We start from the raw sequence: 18189 nt of genomic DNA, 5'->3' as shown, positions 1-18189 counted from the left end.
GCAAGCCCGCCATTCCATGAGTCAGATGAGCTTTTCCGATTTCGAGTACGCCGGTAAGCGCAAGCAAACCCGTCGTGAGCGTTTCCTGGCCGAGATGGAACAGGTGGTGCCGTGGAGCGGTTTGGTGGCATTGATCGAGCCGCATTACCCAAAGGCCGGCGGTGGTCGCAAGCCGTACCCACTGGAAACCATGCTGCGTGTTCACCTGCTGCAGAACTGGTTCTCGTTGAGCGACCCTGCCATGGAAGAGACGCTGTACGAGATCACTTCGATGCGCCAGTTTGCTCGGCTGACGCTCAGCGCTCCTACCCCCGAAGACACGACGATCATGAATTTCCGGCACCTGCTGGAGAAGCATCAGTTGGCGGCGGGAATTCTGGAAACCATCAACAATTACCTGCGAGACAAGGGCCTGTCGTTGCGCCAGGGCACTATTGTCGACGCCACCATCATCCACGCGCCCAGTTCGGCCAAGAACAAGGAAGGCAAACGCGATCCTGAAATGCATCAGACGAAGAAGGGGAATCAGTATTTCTTTGGCATGAAGGCGCATATCGGTACCGATACCGAGTCGGGCCTGGTGCACCACGTCCACGGCACAGCGGCGAATGTGGCCGATGTAACGGAGGTCGCTCACCTGTTGCATGGCGATGAAAATGTCGTCTGTGCCGACGCGGGTTATATCGGCGTGGAGAAGCGGCCAGAGCATGAAGGGCGGCCGGTGATCTGGCAGATTGCGGCTCGTCGTAGCACCTACAAGCACTTGAGCAAACGCAGCGTGCTCTACAAAGCCAGACGCAAGATCGAGAAGGTCAAAGCGCAGGCGCGAGCGAAGGTCGAACATCCATTCCGAGTGATCAAACGTCAATTCGGGTATGTGAAAACCCGCTTCCGTGGCTTGGCCAAGAACACGGCGCAACTGACCACGCTGTTTGCCCTGTCGAATCTGTGGATGGTGCGCCGGCAATTATTGCCTGCTGCGGGAGAGGTGCGCCCGTGAGGGCAGATAACCAAGGCTTTGCCTTGGTTATCCAATAATCAGAGACTGAAAATCGGTTTTTTCGGCATCCCCAAGCCGCCCATTTTCGGCTGATGAGCAACTTGTTCGGAGTTTCCCTAGGTTTCACTGAAGGGGTAAGCGCGTGGGTGAGCACATTCAGCGCATCGGCGACGCATCGGTATTGATCGCTCGAGCGATGGGACAGCCAGCCAACTGGTGCGAGCGCTTGAGAATGGCGGCGCCGATGCATGACCTCACATCGCAAAGCGCCACGATGCGCGCTTCAAGAGGGATTTGCTCGCCAGACAGCCCACGCGGGTAGCCGGTGCCATCCCATTTTTCGTGATGCCAGTATGCGATGTGCGCCGCCATCTCGGTCAGTTCATCCATCGTGCCATCATGCAGGATGCTATAGCCAATTTCTGGATGGCCCATGATCACTTGACGCTCTTGCGCCGTAAGGACGCCCTCCTTGAGCAAGATGTGGCCGGCAATCCCGATTTTGCATTTAGCCGTCAGGCCGAATTCACCTAAAGTCGAAAGCGTCACTTCAGATTCTATTCAGATTCGACCCCGATAATCCCCCCGTCGAACCCAATTGGGGGGAGTTTCATGATCGAGTCTCAATGGAGCAGCCTGCTCCCGCTACCAATCGGTAGCCATGCCGACCACCGAGCGCAGCTTTCGCTTCATCTGGAGGGAGATGCTTCACGTGAGGATCTCGAGCAATTCATCCACGCGTGCTTTGCCGCCGTGCATCAAGCGAATGTGCAGCATTACCTACCAGAACTCTTGGCATTGCATGACAGCCACGGCCGCCTGATCGCCGCGGCCGGCATGCGCCCGGCCAGCCAGGGTCCCGTATTTCTCGAACGGTACCTGGACGTCTCATTGGAAACCGCCGTTTCTCAAGTTGCGGGCATTTCATTGGATCGCACCTGCATCGTCGAAGTTGGAAACCTGGCCTCCATCAGCGCTGGCAGTGCTCGCATCATGATCATCGCGGTGACGTGGTTGTTGGCCAACCGTGGCCTTGAGTGGGTCACGTTCACTGGGGCGGCGACATTGATCAACAGTTTTCAACGACTAGGGTTGACCCCCACCGTGTTGGCCTCGGCCGATCCCGACCGTCTGGTGGGACAGATGGACCAGTGGGGAACCTACTACGAGCAACGTCCCCAGGTATTCGCCGGAAACATCGGCTATGGCTTCGACGCCCTGACCCGAGCCGGCGTGTTCCAAAGGCTGGGTTTCCCAGTGCTCGCCGAGGAGACTGGCCATGCCGCGTGAACTGGAGCGGTTTCAAGAGCTGCTGATGTCGTTCGCCCGCGATCACGCCGGTGCCGTGGCGGTGAAAGGTGATGCTCACAGCTACACATACCGGCAGTTACTCGGTGAAGTGGGACTGCGAGCCCATGCTCTGCACCGACAACCTGCTGGAGCGTTGGTGCTGGCCCTGGATAACGGCCCTAATCTGCTGTTCTGGGACCTGGCCGCCCTGTTCGCTGAACGCCCCTGCGTGATCGTGCCGTCGTTCTTCAGTGCGACGCAGTTTGATCACTGCATTGCCCAGAGTGGTGCTTCAACCGTGCTTTGCACGACGCAGTGGGAGCCGCGACTGGTCAGTGAGGGGTTTGTTCTGGAAGGTGAGTTCTGGGTGCGCGAGCGGTCGGTCAGCGCACCCTTGCCTGATGGTACCGCCAAGGTGACCTACACCTCTGGCAGCACCGGGCACCCTAAAGGGGTCTGCCTGAACGCTGACGCCATGCTGCGGGTAGCACGGGAATTGGAGGCGGCAAGCCGGCCCACTGAACCGCAGCAGTACCTGGCTGTGCTGCCTTTGGGCGTATTGCTGGAGAATCTCGGCGTCTATGCCGCACTGATGGCGGGGGCCTGCGTACAGCTTTATCCGCAGCATCAGCTGGGCATGGGGGGCGCAAGCCAGGTGGACTTCAAGCGACTGCTGGGCGCCATTGCCCTCAGTGGTGCGCAGAGCCTGATCCTCGTACCGCAGTTGCTGATGGGGCTGGTCACGGCCATCGAGCGCGGCCTGATGCGCGTTGGCCCGTTGCGGTTCGTGGCGGTGGGCGGTGCACGGGTATCCCCAAGCCTGCTAGCCAGGGCCGAGGCGGTCGGGCTGCCGGTGTTCGAAGGCTACGGCCTGTCGGAGTGCGCCTCCGTGGTCGCACTGAATCGCCCCGGTGCTGTACGCCACGGCAGCGTCGGCAAGCCATTGCCCCATGTGCAAGTGCGTATTGCCGAGGACGGCGAGGTGCTGGTGGCTGGCTCGACATTGCTTGGCTACCTGGAGGAGGCCCCGCTCACCCAGCAATGGTGGGCGACGGGCGACCTGGGCCACCTCGACGAAGAAGGTTATCTGTTCCTCGACGGGCGCAAGAAACACCAGTTCATCACCAGCTTCGGGCGCAACGTCAACCCCGAGTGGGTAGAGGCCGAACTCACTCAGAGCGGTGTCATTGCCCAGGCCTTTGTTCATGGAGAGGCCTTGCCGCACAACTTGGCACTGCTCTGGCCGCTGGATCCCAGCGCCAGCGATGAGGCCATCGAGCAAGCCGTGCAGCAGTGCAACGCGAAGCTGCCCGATTACGCCCGAGTGCACATCTGGCGCCGTTTGCTAGCCCCGCTTAGCACCCGTGACGAAACCTTGACTGCCAACGGCCGCCCGCGACGCGAGGCGATCTTGCAGCGTTACCACACCCTGTTATCCGACATCTCGTTGTGAGGTTCCCATGTCTTTTTTCGACACCCTGCAAATAGAAACAGCTCAAGAGCGTCAGGCGTTGTTCGCCGTGCCTGTGATCCGTGAAGCCTTGTCTGGTCAGGTCAGCCTGGACAGCTATGTCGCTTTCCTGAGCCAGGCCTACCACCACGTTCGCCACACCGTTCCACTGATGATGGCCTGTGGCGCACGTTTGCCGTCACGGCTGGAGTGGCTGCGTGGCGCGGTATGCGAGTATATCGACGAGGAATACGGCCATGAGCAATGGATCCTCAACGATATCAACGCGTGCGGCGGCAACTGGGAGGCGGTACGTGATGGTCGCCCGGCATTGTCGATCGAGCTGATGGTCGCCTACCTCTATGACCTGATCGCTCGCGGCAACCCCGTCGGGTTGTTCGGCATGGTCAATGTGCTCGAAGACACCAGCATCGCGCTGGCCACTCAGGCGGCGGGTACCATCCAGAGCACCCTTGCCCTGCCTGATCAGGCGTTCAGCTACCTCAGTTCCCATGGTGCGCTCGATCAGGACCACATGGTGACCTACAAGCAGTTGATGGACCGCCTCGACGATGCCGCGGATCAACAGGCCGTCATCCATGCAGCGAAGGTCGTCTATCGCTTGTACACCGAAATGTTCCAGGGCTTGCCGCGTGCAGACCAGCCAGAGGTGCGCCATGCGCTTGCCTGAATCTGTGGTTATCCTCACCGGCGCCAGTGGGGGCATTGGCCTTGAGCTGGCCGAACAATTGTGCGCAGCTGGCGCCCAGGTGCTGGCTGTCAGTCGGCACATGGGCAAGCTGGCCGGTTTGATGAATCGGTATCCTGATCGCCTGCGCTGGCAAGAAGCGGACCTGCGCAGCCAAGCGGGGCGCGACCAGGTGATCGCCCGCGCCCGCGAGATGGGCACAGTCAACGTGCTGATCAACGCCGCTGGCGTGAACCGCTTCGCCTTGCTCGATCAGTTGGACGAACACGCACTCGACGAACTGCTGGATATCAATTTGAAGGCGCCGCTGCAACTGACACGCGCCTGTCTTCCATTGCTACGCGCTCAGCCCAAGGCGCTGGTGGTCAATGTCGGGTCCACCTATGGCTCGATCGGGTATCCCGGCTATGCCACCTATTGCGCCAGCAAGTTCGCCTTGCGGGGTTTCTCCGAAGCATTGCGGCGTGAGTTGGCCGACACCACGGTCAATGTTCTGTATGCCGCCCCCCGGGCGACCCGCACCACCATGAACAGCAGCGCTGCGACGGCGCTCAATCAGGCGCTGAAAGTCGGCATGGACGACCCGGCCGATGTCGCCCGTGCAGTGCTCGAAGCCGTGCAGTCCGAGCGCAGTGAGCTGTATCTGGGGTGGCCGGAAAAACTCTTCGTGCGTATTAACGGCATGCTGCCAGGCGTGGTCGATCGCGCGTTGCGCAAGCAACTGCCGGTCATTCGTCGCTACATCGGTAGCCATTCCAAGGAGTCGATCAAATGAAGCGTCTGTTCGTCGCCAGCTTGTTGGCATTCGCCCCCTTCACCTGGGCACTGGACCAGGCCGGCACCCAGCACTTGAGCGAGCTCCAGCAGCGCTGGGCGCAGATCCAGTATCAATTGCCCAAGGACAAACGGGCCGATGCTTTTGAAAAGCTCTCTGCTGACGCGGCGGCTTTCGTTCACCAGTACCCTGGTACACCGGAGCCTCTGATCTGGGACGGCATCATCAACAGCAGCTGGGCGGGCGCCGTTGGCGGTCTGGGGGCACTGGGCAAGGTCAAAGCGGCGAAGACCAGCCTGGAACAGGCCATGAAACTGGACCCCAACGCACTGCAGGGGTCGGCCTACACCAGCCTTGGCACGCTCTACGACCAAGTGCCGGGCTGGCCGATCGGGTTCGGCGATGCCGACAAAGCGGACGCTTTGCTGCGCAAAGCGCTGCAAATCAACCCCAACGGTATCGACAGCAACTACTTCTGGGCCGATCATCTGTACCGACAAAAGCATTACCCTGAGGCTACTGCAGCCCTGCAGAAAGCCTTGCAGGCCCCAGCCCGGCCTGGGCGTGAATTGGCAGACCAAGGCCGGCGTGCCGATATCGATGCTTTAATGAAGGCGATCAAGGACAAACAGGACTGAACATGCGGCTGCTGTTGGTTGAGGACGACATCGCATTGGGTGAAGGGATCTGCGACGGCTTGCGTCAGGAGGGCTACACCCTCGACTGGTTGCGCGACGGTGTCAGTGGCTTGCATGCGTTGCAGCATGAAACCTTTGATCTGCTGATTCTGGATCTGGGGTTGCCCCGTATGGATGGGATTGAACTACTGCTGCGTTTACGCGCCGGCGGCGACAGCCTGCCGGTGCTGATTCTCACCGCACGAGACGCCCTCGACGATCGCATCACTGGCCTGGATGCCGGTGCCGACGATTATCTGGTGAAGCCGTTCGACCTCAACGAGTTGAAGGCGCGCCTGCGGGCGTTGCTGCGGCGCAGCGCCGGGCGCGCCAAGGTGTTGATCGAGCATGCCGGCGTCAGCCTCGACCCGGCCACCCAGCAAGTGCACTACAACGGTGTCGAAGTGGTGCTGACCCCGAAGGAGTATGTGCTGTTGCACGAACTGTTGGCGCAACCGGGCAAGGTCTTCACCCGTGAGCGCCTGACCCAGCTGCTGTATGGCTGGGACGAAGAACCCGAGAGCAATACGCTGGAGGTAAACATCTATCACCTGCGCAAAAAATTGTTCAACGGTTTGATTCGGACGGTGCGTGGTATCGGCTATCTGGTCGAGGCCAAGGTATGAGCTCGCTGCGCCAGCGCACACTCTGGCGAGTGATGCTGTTGCTGATGCTTGGCACAGGTCTGCTCGCGCTCTACAACTACCATGACAGTCGCCGCGAAATTAACGAAGTGTATGACGCCCACCTGGCCCAGAATGCGCGCCTGCTACAGGGTGTCATGAGCATGCCGGTGCAGGAAGGATCGCGCGAGGCGCTCTATCGGGCGTTCAATGAGGCGCTGGGTAAGGCCGGACGACATCAGGTGGGCCACCCTTACGAAAGCAAATTGGCCTTCCAGGTTTGGCAGGATGGCGCTGGCTTGCTCGTGCACACACCCAGTGCGCCGACCATCGACCCTCCACCGACTGCTCCCGGTTTCTACGACTTTTCAACGGGTGGCCAACAATGGCGGGGTTTTGTCTTGCCAGTACCGGAGCATCACTGGGTGATCTGGGTCGGTGAGCGGGATGATGTGCGCTACGACCTGATCGACCGGATTGTTCGTCACACCTTGTTTCCGTTCCTGCTCGGCAGCCTGGCCTTGGCGCTGCTGGTCTGGGCTGCGATTGGCTGGGGACTGCGGCCGTTGCAGAACATGGCCAATGTCATCCGCGGGCGTCACGCCGACTCGCTGGAGCCTCTTCAGCTGGTACCGCTGCCCTCCGAGCTTGAGCCCATGCAGGCGGCTATCAATCGCTTGTTGGCGCAAATTGAGGACCTGCTGCGGCGTGAGCATCGATTCATTGCCGACGCTGCCCACGAAATGCGTACCCCCTTGGCGGTCCTGCGTCTGCACGCACAGAACGCGCTTGAAGCCAGCAACGATGCAGAGCGGCAAAAAGCGCTGGGCTTTCTGATGGGCGGGGTCGACCGGCTGACCCGAGTGGTCAACCAACTGCTGACACTGGCCCGCGTCGAACCCAGGCTGGGACAGCGCGCCAGTACCCGAGTCGATTTGGCCGAGGTCGTCACCGATACCCTGGCCGATCTGACCCCGTGGATACTGGATCGCGGCCTGGAGCCCTCGCTGGACATCGGCGAAGGCGACCATCACCTGGCGATCGATGCCGGCGCGCTAGGTATCGCGCTGCAGAACCTAGTATCCAATGCGGTTGAGCATTCACCGCCAGCAGGCCGCATTACCGTGTCACTCAGGCGTCTGGACAACGCTTTTGCGCTGGTGGTCGAAGATGAGGGGCCGGGTATCGACGAGGCGAGCCTCTCTCGCGTGTTCGAGCGCTTCTACAGCCGCAATAGCCCCAATGGGGCCGGCCTTGGGCTCTCTATAGTTGCAACGATTATCGATCGTCTAGGCGGGCAGGTGCGTTTGGATAACCGAGCAAGCGGGGGGCTAGCCGCCACCTTGCTCCTTCCAATCGATTGAGTCCGTCGGGCACACGCTTTCGAGATCGTGCAGGTTACCTGCAGCTGTAATTAATGCTGACGACTTCAGGCTTCCTTAAGCTTGGGCTGGCAACTTGAGGCTATCCAGTTGCCGGGAATGGCTTCTCGCTTTATGGCAACGGATACCCCTCTAATTTTTCGAGGTCGTGGATATGAAGCACGATTCAACTTCCGACCGTTATGGTCGCCTATCCATCATCATGCACTGGAGCATGGTCGTCTTATTCATCGGTATCTATGCCTGTATCGAACTGCGCGGGGCATTGCCAAGAGGCAACGTGCTTAAGGGCCCATTGCTCGGATTTCATGCGCTGATGGGTATCGCCGTATTCGTGTTGGTTTGGGTGCGCTTGATGGGTCGGCTTAGCCCACGTCCTCCCATCTTGCCAAAACCGCCTACCTGGCAGACGGCAGTGGCTAGCGTCACACACCTGGCCTTGTACGGTTTGATGATTGTGACCCCCTTGTTGGCCTGGTTGATGCTGAGCGCTGCCGGTAAGCCCCTGCCGTATTGGGGTATAAGTCTGCCTTCGCCGCTTCCTGTCGATCCCGCTTTGGCCAGGACACTGAAGGACTGGCATGAACTCATTGGGAATGCTGGCTACGCGTTGATTGGACTCCATGCCTGCGCAGGTCTGGCGCATCACTACTTGATCAAGGACAACACCCTCACACGCATGCTCCCTGGGCGTTGAGCTTGGGGGGCGGCAAGCAGGAGCTGAACCGCTCTACGCTTCTTTGTCCTGCAAAAGATCAGCAAAGATCGCCATGAATGAACGGTCGCCCTAAGACGACCGTTCATTTCTACCAGGTGGCTAGGTTAATCCTTGTTGACCGCATCCTTGACATCACCGACTACCTGCTGCGCTTCGCCTTTTTTCTCCTGCAGTTTGCCTTTCAACTCCAGTTCAGTGTCTCCTGTGGCCTTGCCTATGGCTTGTTTGACCTTGCCAACAGCCTCGTTGGCCATGCCTTTTACCTTATCCGAAGTGCTGCTCATGGTTTTCTCCTTCGACGACGATCAGTGAAGCGTGGGTTGGGTGAAACGTACGTGCATCGGTTGAAACGCGTGTCACTCAGCGATGACACGGATCTTGCGTGACGACAAGGCGAAGCGGCCTACCGCAAAGCTCAAGGCGGCACCGATCAACAGCGTTGCCAAGGTGCCCCAGGCGGCTTTCGATACGTTGCTGGTAGCGACCTGAGCAGCTTCACGTGCCTGCTGCTCTGCCTGCTCTTTCAGTGTCTTCACCTGTCCAGCGGCCTGTTGATAGGCACGGGCGTAGTTATCGACCACTTGCTCGGCCTCTTGCTGGCTCTTTCCGGTACGCGCAGCGACGATGTTGACCAAGGCTTCCTTGTCTGCCGCGCTCAGGGCAGGCTCACCCGCCTTGCGTACCCGCTCGAACCACTGCTTGAGCTGATCGATCGCCAGGGTCGGGTTTTCGGCTGCTACCTGGCCTGCAGACTCGCCTTGGGCCTGAACCTGATCGGCCTCTTGCTCCAACGTCGAAGGGTTCAGTTCAGCCTTGCCGGACTGCTCCAGCGTTTTATTCAACTCTGCTTCCATGCTGTCCCAGTCAAGCGAGATACCCTGCTTATTCAGCTGTTCCTTAATGCCTTGGCCTACAGCAGGCGCGGCTGCCGCTACCCCGTCGGCTGCAAGCGACAGGCCTTTGCCGGCAATGTTGCCAGCGGTGCCGACCACGCTGCCGGCTAAAGAAGCCAGCAGCCAGGTAGCCACTAGCGTGGTCACTGTCCAACTCAACAGACCATGCAGGCCACCGCGGGTTGGGGCGGTACGGCCAGCCACCCAAGCACCGGCTGCCACCGAGAGCACCGTACTGATAAACAACCACACGCCCGCGCCCGTACCGAAGCCGCGTAAGGGATTGCCTTCAGCTATGGGGTCCACGATTCCGGCGCCGATGGCCGTTCCCAGCACACTGAGTATCAGATAGCTGGCCAAGGCGATGGCGCCACCTGCAAACACGGCGCTCCACGATACCCGCAGCGTGCTGGCAGCGTTGGCTGGGGCGGTCACATACGATTCAGTCATCTATGCATCCTCGAGAGTTGAGACGGGAAGCACCAGCAACGGATACCTCTGGTGCAACGTCAGGGCCAGTTTGCAGGTCTCATGCAAGGCTGTATTGGCGCATCTGCACCTGATCGATTAGTGCATCCGCACCACCCTTGGCATGCCTGCAGCGATTAAGCTCCAGGTAAAACGTACATGCGCGATGGAGAACCGCCATGAGCGACGCCGTGCTCACCCGAGAGACCAACCGCCGCCAACTTCAGCAGATCATCGCCGGATTGTCCGATGGTGTGATCCTGCTGGAAGTCGACCAATCCATCATCTGGGCGAACGAAGCGGCCCTGCGCATGCATGACGTCGACAGCCTGGAGCTACTGGGTAGCAACGCTGAGGCTTATCGCGAGCGTTTCGCCCTGCGCTACCGCAACAACCACCCGCTTGAAGCCGAGCAGTACCCAATTGCTCGTGTGGCTGCTGGGGAAGTGTTCAGCGACGTGGTGGTTGAGGTTAGGCCCGTTGGCGATGAGGAAGCGCGCAGCCGGGTACACCGGGTGCGCAGCATGGTGCTGGCGGACAGCAAGGGCGATGCTGAATCGCTGGTGCTGATCATCGCCGATGCCACTGAATGGGCCAGCGCCGAACAGCGCTTCGAAAAAACCTTCAATGCCAACCCGGCCCCTGCGGTTATCTGCCGGCTTAGCGACCTGCGCTTTATCAAAGTCAATCAAGGTTTTCTGGAGATGACCGGCCATGTGCGGGAGAACGTCATCGGCAGGTCTGTCTATGAAGTGGATGTGCTGGAAAACGCCGAGCGCAAGGAGTTGGCGATCGAGCGTCTCATAGAAGGTGCAACCATCCCGCAGATGCAGGCTGAATTGCGCTTGCCGGAAGGTGGCACGAAGCTGGTTATTGTAGCCGGACAACCACTGGACATGCATGAGGAAGACTGCATGTTGTTCTCATTCACCGACCTTGAGCCCAGGCGCAAGGCGGAAAATGCCCTGCGGCAGAGCGAAGAACGCTTTGCGAAGGCGTTTCGCCTGAGCCCCGTGCCTACCTTATTGTGCAGCGCTGACAGGCAGCAATTGATCGATGCCAACGAAGCCTTTCTCGACACTCTGGGATACACCGCACAGGAACTGCTAGGCAAAACAGTGGCTGAAATCGATTTCATGGTCGATCGGCGAGTGACGTCGCAGATATTCGACGTACTAGAAAAGACAGGCCGTATCGACGGGCTTGACCTAAAACTGCGCAAAAAAAGCGACGAGCGACTCGACTGTGTCCTGCAAGCCGACAGCGTCAGCCTACAGGACACTCCCTGCTATCTGCTGGTTCTAATGGACATTACCGAGCGCAAGCGTTCAGAGCTGGAGTTGGTCGAGGCGATTGAGACGGTGATGCAGGATGCGTCTTGGTTCAGCCAAACGCTGATAGAGAAGTTAGCCAATGCCAAACGCATCAATACTGGCCGTTTGCCGGATACGTCGTTCAGCGACCTCACTCGCCGAGAGCGCGACGTGTTGGCGCTTATCTGCGAAGGTCTTGCCGACAAGGAGATCGCGGCGCGGTTGAACCTAGCACTGAACACCGTGCGCAACCACGTGGCCACAGTGTATTCCAAGCTTGACGTCCACAGCCGGGGTGAAGCGATCGTCTGGGCACAAGAGCGAAGATTGTTTGGTCGGTAAATCTAGTGCGTTTTAACGACTACAAGTGCTGAGTAAAACTGAAATCAACTGAATCGCCCCTGGTTTCGTAAACACCTCCAAGCCTCATAATGAGGCCCAAATAGGAGGTGTCATGGTAAGCGTCCGCCCAACTCACCTTGCGTAAGTCAGGCTGGCACCCACTGATGCGGCAGCAGCTGCCCGATCTCACTGGCCCGTTGCGTCGGCAGCCGCGTCAGCACATCTTTGAAATAGGCATACGGATCATGCCCATTCATGCGCGCCGACTGGATCAGGCTCATGATCGCCGCGGCCCGTTTGCCACTGCGCAGCGACCCGGCAAACAACCTGTTCGAGCGCCCGAGTGCCCATGGCCGGTACGGGTTTCGCCACGGCCTGCGCCCAGGTAGGTGGTCTTCTCGATGCTTGGCTTGGTTCCCTAGTAACCCTCGAAGCGTTCTGCGGCCAGGCGCTGAGGGGGCTCTACCAAGGTGGTCTGGTATGGCCCGGTGCCGATGACCTTGAGCACGTTGTCGTTGGCGTCGTAGGCGCTGGCGGCAAGGATGCTGGTCGACGAGTGCGCCAGCAGCGCTGGCAGCGGGGCGAAGGGCTGCTTCAGGGTAATGACCACATCGCGCCCCTGGGCACTGATCGACTCGATGTTGGCGCTGCGCAGGATGCCTGGTTTGTTGCGCGCGACGTTGAGTGCATGGGCCGCCACGGTGGCGCTGAGGTCGCTGCCGTCATGGAACTTGACGCCTTGGCGGATGGATAGCTTCCAGGTTTTCCCGTCATCGGAGACTTGCCATTGTTCGGCCAGCGCGGGCAGCGGTTGGCCCTTGGCATCGGCCTCCAGCAAGGTCTCGGTGATCTGCATGCGCTGGAAGATGAAGCCGGACACGGACGGATCGAGGCCCACGATCTCGAATGGGGCGACCACATCGAATACACGGTCCGGAGCCGCGGCATGCGCTGTGCAGACTGCACTGGAGGCCAATAACAACGCTGCGAGCAGCTTCAAGCGGGGCTTCTTGACAGACAACATGAAATGCCTTTCTAGAGCGCGACCTTTCTTGCTTCAGGCCAGACAACTGAACCTTGATGAAGAAAATTTCATCAAGAGGGGCGCGCATGATATTTGATGTAATAACGTAACGCCAGAGCGTGCACTAAAATTGCAGTTGAAAATTATTCGCGTTAAGTGTGTAATGTTATTGTGTAACTTAAAGGAGTTGTTCATGAAGCCTGGCATCCACCCTAACTATCGTCCTGTGCTGTTCCACGACACCTCGGCGAACGTGTTCTTCCTCATCGGCTCGACAGCCGAATCCGACCGCACCTACCAGCACACCGATGGCAAGACTTATCCGTACGTGCAGCTTGACGTGTCGAGTGCCTCGCACCCGGTGTATACCGGCCAGCAGCGACAGGCCACCACCGAAGGGCGCATCGCCAACTTCAACAAGCGCTTTTCCGGGTTTGGTGGCAAGCCGTAAGCGGCTGGCTGGACAAGCAGGGGTAACGCGTCAGCGCACTCTGGAGGACCGCACGGCGTGCTGCCTTCCAGAGGCGTGTTTCAAGGCGGGGTCAAGCGGTAGTCGAGTGCTTGGCAGGCGATAAGCCCGCCCACAGTTGCTCGATCGCCTGTCGGCGTTCAGCCGCATCCGGCGCTTCGCATTGCTGCATCAGCATGTCGAGGGCCGCTTTCACTTCGAAGGTGCCTAGATCCTTTCCGTCGCGGTTGCGAATGGCAATAGTCCCTTCTGCCTGTTCCTTGGCACCGGCAATCAGCAGGAACGGGATTCGCTGCAGGGTTTGCTCGCGCACCTTGTAGCCGATCTTCTCATTGCGGGTATCGACCTCGGCCCGCAAGCCGACACTATGCAGCAGCTTCGTGACGTCCTGGGCATAACCCGCGTATTGCTGGGTGATCGACGACACCACCACCTGCACCGGCGATAGCCAGCTCGGCAGCTTGCCGGCATGGTGTTCGAGCAGGATGCCGGTGAAGCGCTCCAGCGAGCCGAACAAGGCGCGGTGCAGCATCACTGGGCGCTGGCGCTGGCCGTCCTCGTCGACATATTCCAGGCCAAAGCGTGCCGGCAGGTTCATGTCTACCTGCAGGGTGCCGCATTGCCAGTCCCGGCCAATGGCGTCGCGCAGCACGAACTCGAGCTTCGGCCCATAGAACGCGCCTTCGCCAGGGCTGACCTGGTAGGCCAGCTGCATGTGCTGTAAGGCGGTGATCAGCGAGCCTTCCAGCAGGTCCCAGGTGTCATCGTCGCCCATGCGGTTGTTTGGCCGAGTGGACAGCTTGATGCGTACATCCTCGAAGCCGAACTGGCGATAGATGTCGAGCACCAGGGCTACCACCGACTGGCATTCCTGGTCCATCTGCTGCGGGGTGCAGAAGATGTGCGCATCATCCTGGGTAAAATGGCGCACCCGCAGCAGCCCGTGCAGTGCGCCCGAGGGTTCGTAGCGGTGCACCTTGCCGAACTCGCCCATGCGGATCGGTAGGTCGCGGTAGCTCTTCAGGCCGTGCTTGTACAGCAGCGTACCGCCGGGGCAGTTCATCGGTTTGAGCGCCAGTGCCCGGCCATCCTCGGTTTCGGTGGTGAACATGTTGTCGCGGTAGTTGTGCCAGTGGCCGGAAATCTCCCACAGGCTGCGGTCCATCACATCTGGCGTGTTGACTTCGATGTAGCCGGCGTCGTCCTGGCGTCGGCGCATGTAGGCGATCAGCGATTGGAACACCGCCCAGCCCCGTGGATGCCAGAACACCGCGCCAGGGGCATCGTCTTCGAAGTGGAACAGGTCGAGCTCGCGGCCGAGTTTGCGATGATCGCGCTTCTCCGCTTCTTCGATCCCGCGCAGATGCTCCGCCAGTTGCTTGGCATCGGCCCAGGCGGTGCCATAGATGCGTTGCAGTTGCTCGTTCTGTGCATCACCACGCCAGTAGGCACCCGCCAGCTTGGTGAGTTTGAAGGCCTTGAGCAGGCGGGTGTTCGGCACATGCGGGCCACGGCACATGTCGACGTATTCCTGGTGGAAGTACAGGCCCAGTTGGGTCGCCTGCGGCAGGTCGTCGATCAGGCGCAACTTGTAGTTTTCGTTGCGGGCTTTGAACACCTCAATGGTTTCTTCACGGCTGAGCATACGCTTGACCACGTCGTAGTCCTGGGCGATCAGCTCGCGCATGCGTGCCTCGATGGCTTCCAGGTCGGCCGGGGTGAACGGCCTCTCATAGGCGACATCGTAGTAGAAGCCATCGCGGACTACCGGGCCGATCACCATTTGCGCGGTGGGGAACAGCTGCTTCAGCGCGTGGCCAAGCAGGTGCGCACAGGAGTGGCGGATGATCTCCAGACCTTCTTCATCTTTGGGGGTGATGATCTGCAGGCTCACATCGTGGTCGATGATTTCGCAGGCATCGACCAGGCGCCCGTCGAGCTTGCCGGCAACGGTGCTGCGGGCAAGGCCTGGGCCGATCGCGCGGGCGACGTCGAGGACGCTGACAGGGCTGTCGAAGTGACGCAGCGCCCCATCGGGCAAGGTCACTGATACGGCTTGGGATAGGGGTTGTTCTGGCATTTTTCAGGCTCGGGTGGTCAATAGCGTGGTCGGGATGGGTCTATCCAACCCTTGCAGCTCGGTCTGCAGCATGGCGGGGTGAGACTTCAGTTGTTCGAACAAGCCCGGGTTTGCCCAGGCTTGGGTGATGGCGGGCGAAAATTCGATGCTGTGCAGGTCGATCAGGCCCATTCGCGGGTTCTGCGCATCCGCTCGGAAGCACTGGGCGTAGCCGGTCTCGGTTTCGTGCACGATGACTGAATGCAGGCTGACCTCGGCCTCGCCATTGCGCATTTCGGCCTGTGACAGCGCTGCATCGACCAGGCAGAAGAACAGGCGCGAGAACTGCTCGGCGCTGGGCGAAACCGGAATCAGCACCCAGCGTTCCGAATGGCGACGAACCGATGCCAGGTAGTCGGGGTCATCACCAGACCAGAGTGCGACGGCATGGTCGAAAGCGTCGATCAGGTCCCTGATATCGCCCTTGAGCAGACCGAAGTCGTAGATCATCTGGCCATTGTCCAGCGCATCGGCGTGGAGGATCAGCTCGACCTTGTAGGAGTGCCCGTGGATCGAGTGGGAGCAGCGTCGGGTGCTGCAGCCCCGCACGATGTGGGCGTTTTCGAATTTGAACAGTTTGCGGATCAGCATGGGGCACCTGGGTTGGCGCGGGCGCTGGTCGTCTGCACGAGGGCGCGCAGCCTCGGTCCTTGTGCGGTGTCCTCGGCGGTGAAGCCGGCCGCTTGCAGTTCGCTGCGCAGCCTGTCGGCGGTGGCGAAGTCACGGGCCTTGCGCGCGGTTTCGCGGGCCTCGAGCAAAGCGTGCAACGCGGCTTGTGGTGGTGGCGCGTCGATGTGCGGTTGCAAGGCTTGCAGTGCGGCCAGTGGTGCTTGCTGCAACAGGCCGAGCAGTGCGGCCGACTTCACCAACCGGGCCTTGGCCAATGCCCGGGCGGCATCATCGCTGGCGTCATCGAGCGCTTGGCGTAGCACATTCAGGCGAGCCAGGGCTTCGGCGATGCCCAGATCGTTTCTCAGGGCGTGGAGCAATTGCTCATCTGGCTTTACATCGGCAGCGCAGGGCAATGCCTCGCAGCGCGCCAGGCTGGTGTAGAAGCGAGTGAGTGTCTGCACTGCCGCGCTCAGGCGCTGGGCGTTCCAGTCCATCGGGCGGCGGTAGTGGGTGGACAGCAGCGCCAGTCGGATCGCCTCGCCAGGCGCTTGGCTCAGCAGGTCGCGCACCAGCAGCACGTTGCCCAGCGACTTGGACATCTTCTGCCCATCCACGGTGATGAAGCTGTTGTGCACCCAGGTGCGGCAGTACAAGGTGCCGTGGGCGCAGGTGCCTTGGGCGATCTCGTTCTCATGGTGTGGGAATATCAGGTCCTGGCCGCCGCCATGGATGTCGATGGTATGGCCCAGGTGCTGGCCGATCATCGCCGAGCACTCCACATGCCAGCCCGGCCGGCCTCTGCCCCAGGGACTGCTCCAGCCGGGCTGGTCGGCCGTGGACGGCTTCCACAGCACGAAGTCCAAGGGATCGCGCTTGTAGGGCGCGACTTCCACCCGGGCGCCGGCGAGCATGTCCTTGGTGTTGCGCCCGGAGAGTTCGCCATAGGCGGGGTAGGACGGTACGTGGAACAGCGCATGGCCTTGCGCCACATAGGCATGGCCACGCGCGATGAGGGCCTGGATCAGCTCGATGATCTGCGGCATGTGCGCGGTGACGCGAGGTTCCAGGTCAGGTGAGGCCACCCCGAGTGCAGCCATGTCCTGGTGGTAGGCCTCGATGAAGCGGTCGGTGATGCTGGCAATGGGCACGCCAGCCGCGGCTGCGGCGGCATTGATCTTGTCGTCGACGTCGGTGAAGTTGCGGGCGTACACCAGCTCTGCATAGTCGTGGCGCAGCAGCCTGGCCAGCAGGTCGAACACCACGGCCGGGCGGGCATTGCCGATGTGCGGGTAGTTGTAGACCGTGGGGCCGCAGACGTACATCGTCACCCGGTCGGGCCGCTCGGTGCGCAGCACCTCCTTGCGCCGGGTCAGCGTGTTGTGCAGGTAGATCGGCTCAGTCATGCGCAGGGGCCTGCGGGGCTGACCAGGCCGAGGCGTCGTGCGGGTGCAGGCTTTCCAGGTGGCGAACGTGCACCTGAGTGTCGCGATAACCCTGCAGGCTGGCCTGGATGCGCCGCGCAGCATCTTCGACGAACATCAGGTTCTGCCCGTTGAGTGCCGCGAACGCCTGTTCGTCGGCCCGTTTCACGGCGGTCTGCACCGGCGTGCGCAGGGCGCCTTCGACCTGGTCGATCAGGGCCAACAGCCCGAGATTCGGGGCATCTGCGGGCACCGCGACGCGCACGCGTGCTTCGCTGCGTTGGCTGTGCGGCGTCGCCAGCGAAGCGTTGCTGCGCAACCACTGCGCAACGGCACTGGCCTCGAGCAGCGGCTGGCCCTTGAAGGTTTGCAGGAAACCGTCTTCGATCAATTGCCGGGAGAGGGCGGCCGAGCACGGGCAGGTTGACGAGTAGCCGATCCGGACCTCGACGCTCAGGTTCAGCGCATCGCTCACCTTCGTGGCGAGCAGGTGAACGGGGTAGGATTTCCAGCCGGAGAGGCCCTCGGTCACCAGCGCAGGGCGGCGAACCAGCAGGTCGAAATCCAGGCGCAACCTGGCATTGCGGCTCTCACAGTCCTGATGGCTATCGATCATCTCTTGTAACAGGTGAAAGAGGTTAACCGGCGAAACCGACCCCGCCTGGCCCCAGGCGTCCAGCAGGCGATACAGCCTGGACATGTGAATGCCTTTGACGTGCGGTGCCGGCAGGTCGACCTGGACATCCGCCCGGGCGTGCAACTCGCGCTGATAGGTCGGTTCTTCGATGCGAACCGGCAGGTCGATACCTTGCATGCCGACCCATTGCAGTGGGCTGAGGCTAGGGGCCAGGTCGGTGACGGAAACGTCGGGTAATGCTGAGCTCATCATGTCTATCCAGTGGTG

At 60.6% G+C, this 18189-nt stretch carries 18 protein-coding genes and 2 pseudogenes; 11 read left to right on the top strand and 9 right to left on the bottom strand.

The genetic code is table 11. The features are described 5' to 3' along the window. Positions 1–16 precede the first annotated feature (16 nt). Positions 17–1000 carry an IS5 family transposase gene (locus tag APH36_RS26530; protein ID WP_082426463.1) on the top strand — a complete coding sequence of 328 codons (984 nt, stop codon included), beginning with the start codon at positions 17–19 and terminating at the stop codon, positions 998–1000. 255 nt (positions 1001–1255) lie between these two features. On the opposite strand, the pseudogene APH36_RS33315 reads toward APH36_RS26530, so the two are convergent. Then, positions 1256–1504: pseudogene (locus APH36_RS33315) on the bottom strand (HD-GYP domain-containing protein); the annotation flags it as partial. A 108-nt stretch (positions 1505–1612) separates the two neighbouring features. Here APH36_RS33315 and APH36_RS26520 point away from each other — a divergent pair. From APH36_RS26520 to APH36_RS26485, 8 genes are all read left to right on the top strand, one after another. Beyond that, the gene (locus APH36_RS26520) at positions 1613–2290 is read left to right on the top strand and encodes a thermostable hemolysin (protein WP_060501351.1); all 678 of its coding nucleotides are present in this window, start codon (positions 1613–1615) and stop codon (positions 2288–2290) included. Beyond that, entirely contained in the window at positions 2280–3743 is a 1464-nt protein-coding gene (locus APH36_RS26515) for an AMP-binding protein (protein WP_060501349.1), read from the top strand. The genes APH36_RS26520 and APH36_RS26515 overlap by 11 nt, the downstream gene beginning before the upstream one ends. 7 nt (positions 3744–3750) lie before the next feature. Further along, positions 3751–4431 (top strand): TenA family transcriptional regulator, encoded by a 681-nt coding sequence (locus tag APH36_RS26510; RefSeq protein WP_060501347.1) that lies wholly within the window; start codon positions 3751–3753, stop codon positions 4429–4431. Continuing rightward, on the top strand, positions 4418–5224 hold the full coding sequence (locus tag APH36_RS26505) for an SDR family oxidoreductase (RefSeq protein WP_060501344.1): 807 nt from the start codon (positions 4418–4420) through the stop codon (positions 5222–5224). Before APH36_RS26510 ends, APH36_RS26505 begins: the two co-directional genes overlap by 14 nt. Then, positions 5221–5862 (top strand): hypothetical protein, encoded by a 642-nt coding sequence (locus APH36_RS26500; protein WP_060501342.1) that lies wholly within the window; start codon positions 5221–5223, stop codon positions 5860–5862. Before APH36_RS26505 ends, APH36_RS26500 begins: the two co-directional genes overlap by 4 nt. A 2-nt stretch (positions 5863–5864) precedes the next feature. Then, complete coding sequence (locus tag APH36_RS26495) at positions 5865–6527, top strand: response regulator (protein WP_060501341.1); 663 nt, start codon at positions 5865–5867, stop codon at positions 6525–6527. Beyond that, entirely contained in the window at positions 6524–7888 is a 1365-nt protein-coding gene (locus APH36_RS26490) for an ATP-binding protein (protein ID WP_060501339.1), read from the top strand. Before APH36_RS26495 ends, APH36_RS26490 begins: the two co-directional genes overlap by 4 nt. A gap of 172 nt (positions 7889–8060) precedes the next feature. Further along, the gene (locus tag APH36_RS26485; protein WP_060501337.1) at positions 8061–8603 is read left to right on the top strand and encodes a cytochrome b; all 543 of its coding nucleotides are present in this window, start codon (positions 8061–8063) and stop codon (positions 8601–8603) included. A 125-nt stretch (positions 8604–8728) separates the two neighbouring features. Here the strand turns inward: APH36_RS26485 and APH36_RS26480 are convergent, their stop codons facing one another. Together APH36_RS26480 and APH36_RS26475 are read right to left on the bottom strand one after the other, a co-directional pair. Continuing rightward, complete coding sequence (locus APH36_RS26480; RefSeq protein WP_060501335.1) at positions 8729–8908, bottom strand: CsbD family protein; 180 nt, start codon at positions 8906–8908, stop codon at positions 8729–8731. 72 nt (positions 8909–8980) lie between these two features. Then, positions 8981–9967 (bottom strand): hypothetical protein, encoded by a 987-nt coding sequence (locus tag APH36_RS26475; RefSeq protein ID WP_060501333.1) that lies wholly within the window; start codon positions 9965–9967, stop codon positions 8981–8983. Between the two features lie 197 nt (positions 9968–10164). Here APH36_RS26475 and APH36_RS26470 point away from each other — a divergent pair, with 197 nt between their 5' ends. After that, a complete protein-coding gene (locus APH36_RS26470; RefSeq protein WP_060501331.1) occupies positions 10165–11640 on the top strand; it encodes a PAS domain S-box protein in 1476 nt (491 codons plus the stop codon). Between the two features lie 146 nt (positions 11641–11786). Here APH36_RS26470 and APH36_RS26465 read toward each other — a convergent pair. Together APH36_RS26465 and APH36_RS26460 are read right to left on the bottom strand one after the other, a co-directional pair. Further along, positions 11787–12005, bottom strand: a pseudogene (locus tag APH36_RS26465) (transposase domain-containing protein); the annotation flags it as partial. Positions 12006–12058: 53 nt separating this feature from the next. Then, positions 12059–12640 (bottom strand): ABC transporter substrate-binding protein, encoded by a 582-nt coding sequence (locus APH36_RS26460; protein ID WP_233458177.1) that lies wholly within the window; start codon positions 12638–12640, stop codon positions 12059–12061. A gap of 217 nt (positions 12641–12857) precedes the next feature. Between APH36_RS26460 and APH36_RS26455 the strand changes: the two genes are divergently transcribed. After that, positions 12858–13115, top strand: coding sequence for a type B 50S ribosomal protein L31 (locus tag APH36_RS26455; RefSeq protein ID WP_060501327.1), 258 nt, complete (start codon positions 12858–12860; stop codon positions 13113–13115). Positions 13116–13206: 91 nt separating this feature from the next. Here APH36_RS26455 and thrS read toward each other — a convergent pair whose 3' ends face one another. The 4 genes from thrS to folE2 are packed head-to-tail and all read right to left on the bottom strand — an operon-like array spanning position 13207 to position 18171. After that, complete coding sequence (gene thrS, locus APH36_RS26450; protein ID WP_060501325.1) at positions 13207–15213, bottom strand: threonine--tRNA ligase; 2007 nt, start codon at positions 15211–15213, stop codon at positions 13207–13209. Positions 15214–15216: 3 nt separating this feature from the next. Beyond that, on the bottom strand, positions 15217–15843 hold the full coding sequence (locus APH36_RS26445) for a 6-carboxytetrahydropterin synthase (protein WP_060501323.1): 627 nt from the start codon (positions 15841–15843) through the stop codon (positions 15217–15219). Beyond that, the gene (cysS, locus tag APH36_RS26440; RefSeq protein ID WP_060501321.1) at positions 15837–17267 is read right to left on the bottom strand and encodes a cysteine--tRNA ligase; all 1431 of its coding nucleotides are present in this window, start codon (positions 17265–17267) and stop codon (positions 15837–15839) included. The genes APH36_RS26445 and cysS overlap by 7 nt, the downstream gene beginning before the upstream one ends. Continuing rightward, on the bottom strand, positions 17260–18171 hold the full coding sequence (gene folE2, locus APH36_RS26435) for a GTP cyclohydrolase FolE2 (protein ID WP_060501319.1): 912 nt from the start codon (positions 18169–18171) through the stop codon (positions 17260–17262). Before folE2 ends, cysS begins: the two co-directional genes overlap by 8 nt. Positions 18172–18189: the final 18 nt, after the last annotated feature.

Source organism: Pseudomonas sp. NBRC 111133, from assembly GCF_001320605.1.
Lineage (GTDB): Bacteria > Pseudomonadota > Gammaproteobacteria > Pseudomonadales > Pseudomonadaceae > Aquipseudomonas > Aquipseudomonas monteilii.
Note: the sequence above shows the minus strand (reverse complement) of the source record. Positions and strands in the feature narration are given on the sequence as shown.

What these genes read in the sequence shown, in the direction of transcription:
- cysS (WP_060501321.1), bottom strand. Translation starts at nt 17,267, where the DNA reads ATGACTGAGCCGATCTACCTGCACAACACGCTGACCCGGCGCAAGGAG.
- APH36_RS26515 (WP_060501349.1), top strand. Translation starts at nt 2,280, where the DNA reads ATGCCGCGTGAACTGGAGCGGTTTCAAGAGCTGCTGATGTCGTTCGCC.
- APH36_RS26455 (WP_060501327.1), top strand. Translation starts at nt 12,858, where the DNA reads ATGAAGCCTGGCATCCACCCTAACTATCGTCCTGTGCTGTTCCACGAC.
- APH36_RS26445 (WP_060501323.1), bottom strand. Translation starts at nt 15,843, where the DNA reads ATGCTGATCCGCAAACTGTTCAAATTCGAAAACGCCCACATCGTGCGG.
- APH36_RS26510 (WP_060501347.1), top strand. Translation starts at nt 3,751, where the DNA reads ATGTCTTTTTTCGACACCCTGCAAATAGAAACAGCTCAAGAGCGTCAG.
- APH36_RS26530 (WP_082426463.1), top strand. Translation starts at nt 17, where the DNA reads ATGAGTCAGATGAGCTTTTCCGATTTCGAGTACGCCGGTAAGCGCAAG.
- APH36_RS26490 (WP_060501339.1), top strand. Translation starts at nt 6,524, where the DNA reads ATGAGCTCGCTGCGCCAGCGCACACTCTGGCGAGTGATGCTGTTGCTG.
- thrS (WP_060501325.1), bottom strand. Translation starts at nt 15,213, where the DNA reads ATGCCAGAACAACCCCTATCCCAAGCCGTATCAGTGACCTTGCCCGAT.
- APH36_RS26470 (WP_060501331.1), top strand. Translation starts at nt 10,165, where the DNA reads ATGAGCGACGCCGTGCTCACCCGAGAGACCAACCGCCGCCAACTTCAG.
- APH36_RS26475 (WP_060501333.1), bottom strand. Translation starts at nt 9,967, where the DNA reads ATGACTGAATCGTATGTGACCGCCCCAGCCAACGCTGCCAGCACGCTG.
- folE2 (WP_060501319.1), bottom strand. Translation starts at nt 18,171, where the DNA reads ATGAGCTCAGCATTACCCGACGTTTCCGTCACCGACCTGGCCCCTAGC.
- APH36_RS26520 (WP_060501351.1), top strand. Translation starts at nt 1,613, where the DNA reads ATGATCGAGTCTCAATGGAGCAGCCTGCTCCCGCTACCAATCGGTAGC.
- APH36_RS26495 (WP_060501341.1), top strand. Translation starts at nt 5,865, where the DNA reads ATGCGGCTGCTGTTGGTTGAGGACGACATCGCATTGGGTGAAGGGATC.
- APH36_RS26480 (WP_060501335.1), bottom strand. Translation starts at nt 8,908, where the DNA reads ATGAGCAGCACTTCGGATAAGGTAAAAGGCATGGCCAACGAGGCTGTT.
- APH36_RS26485 (WP_060501337.1), top strand. Translation starts at nt 8,061, where the DNA reads ATGAAGCACGATTCAACTTCCGACCGTTATGGTCGCCTATCCATCATC.
- APH36_RS26500 (WP_060501342.1), top strand. Translation starts at nt 5,221, where the DNA reads ATGAAGCGTCTGTTCGTCGCCAGCTTGTTGGCATTCGCCCCCTTCACC.
- APH36_RS26505 (WP_060501344.1), top strand. Translation starts at nt 4,418, where the DNA reads ATGCGCTTGCCTGAATCTGTGGTTATCCTCACCGGCGCCAGTGGGGGC.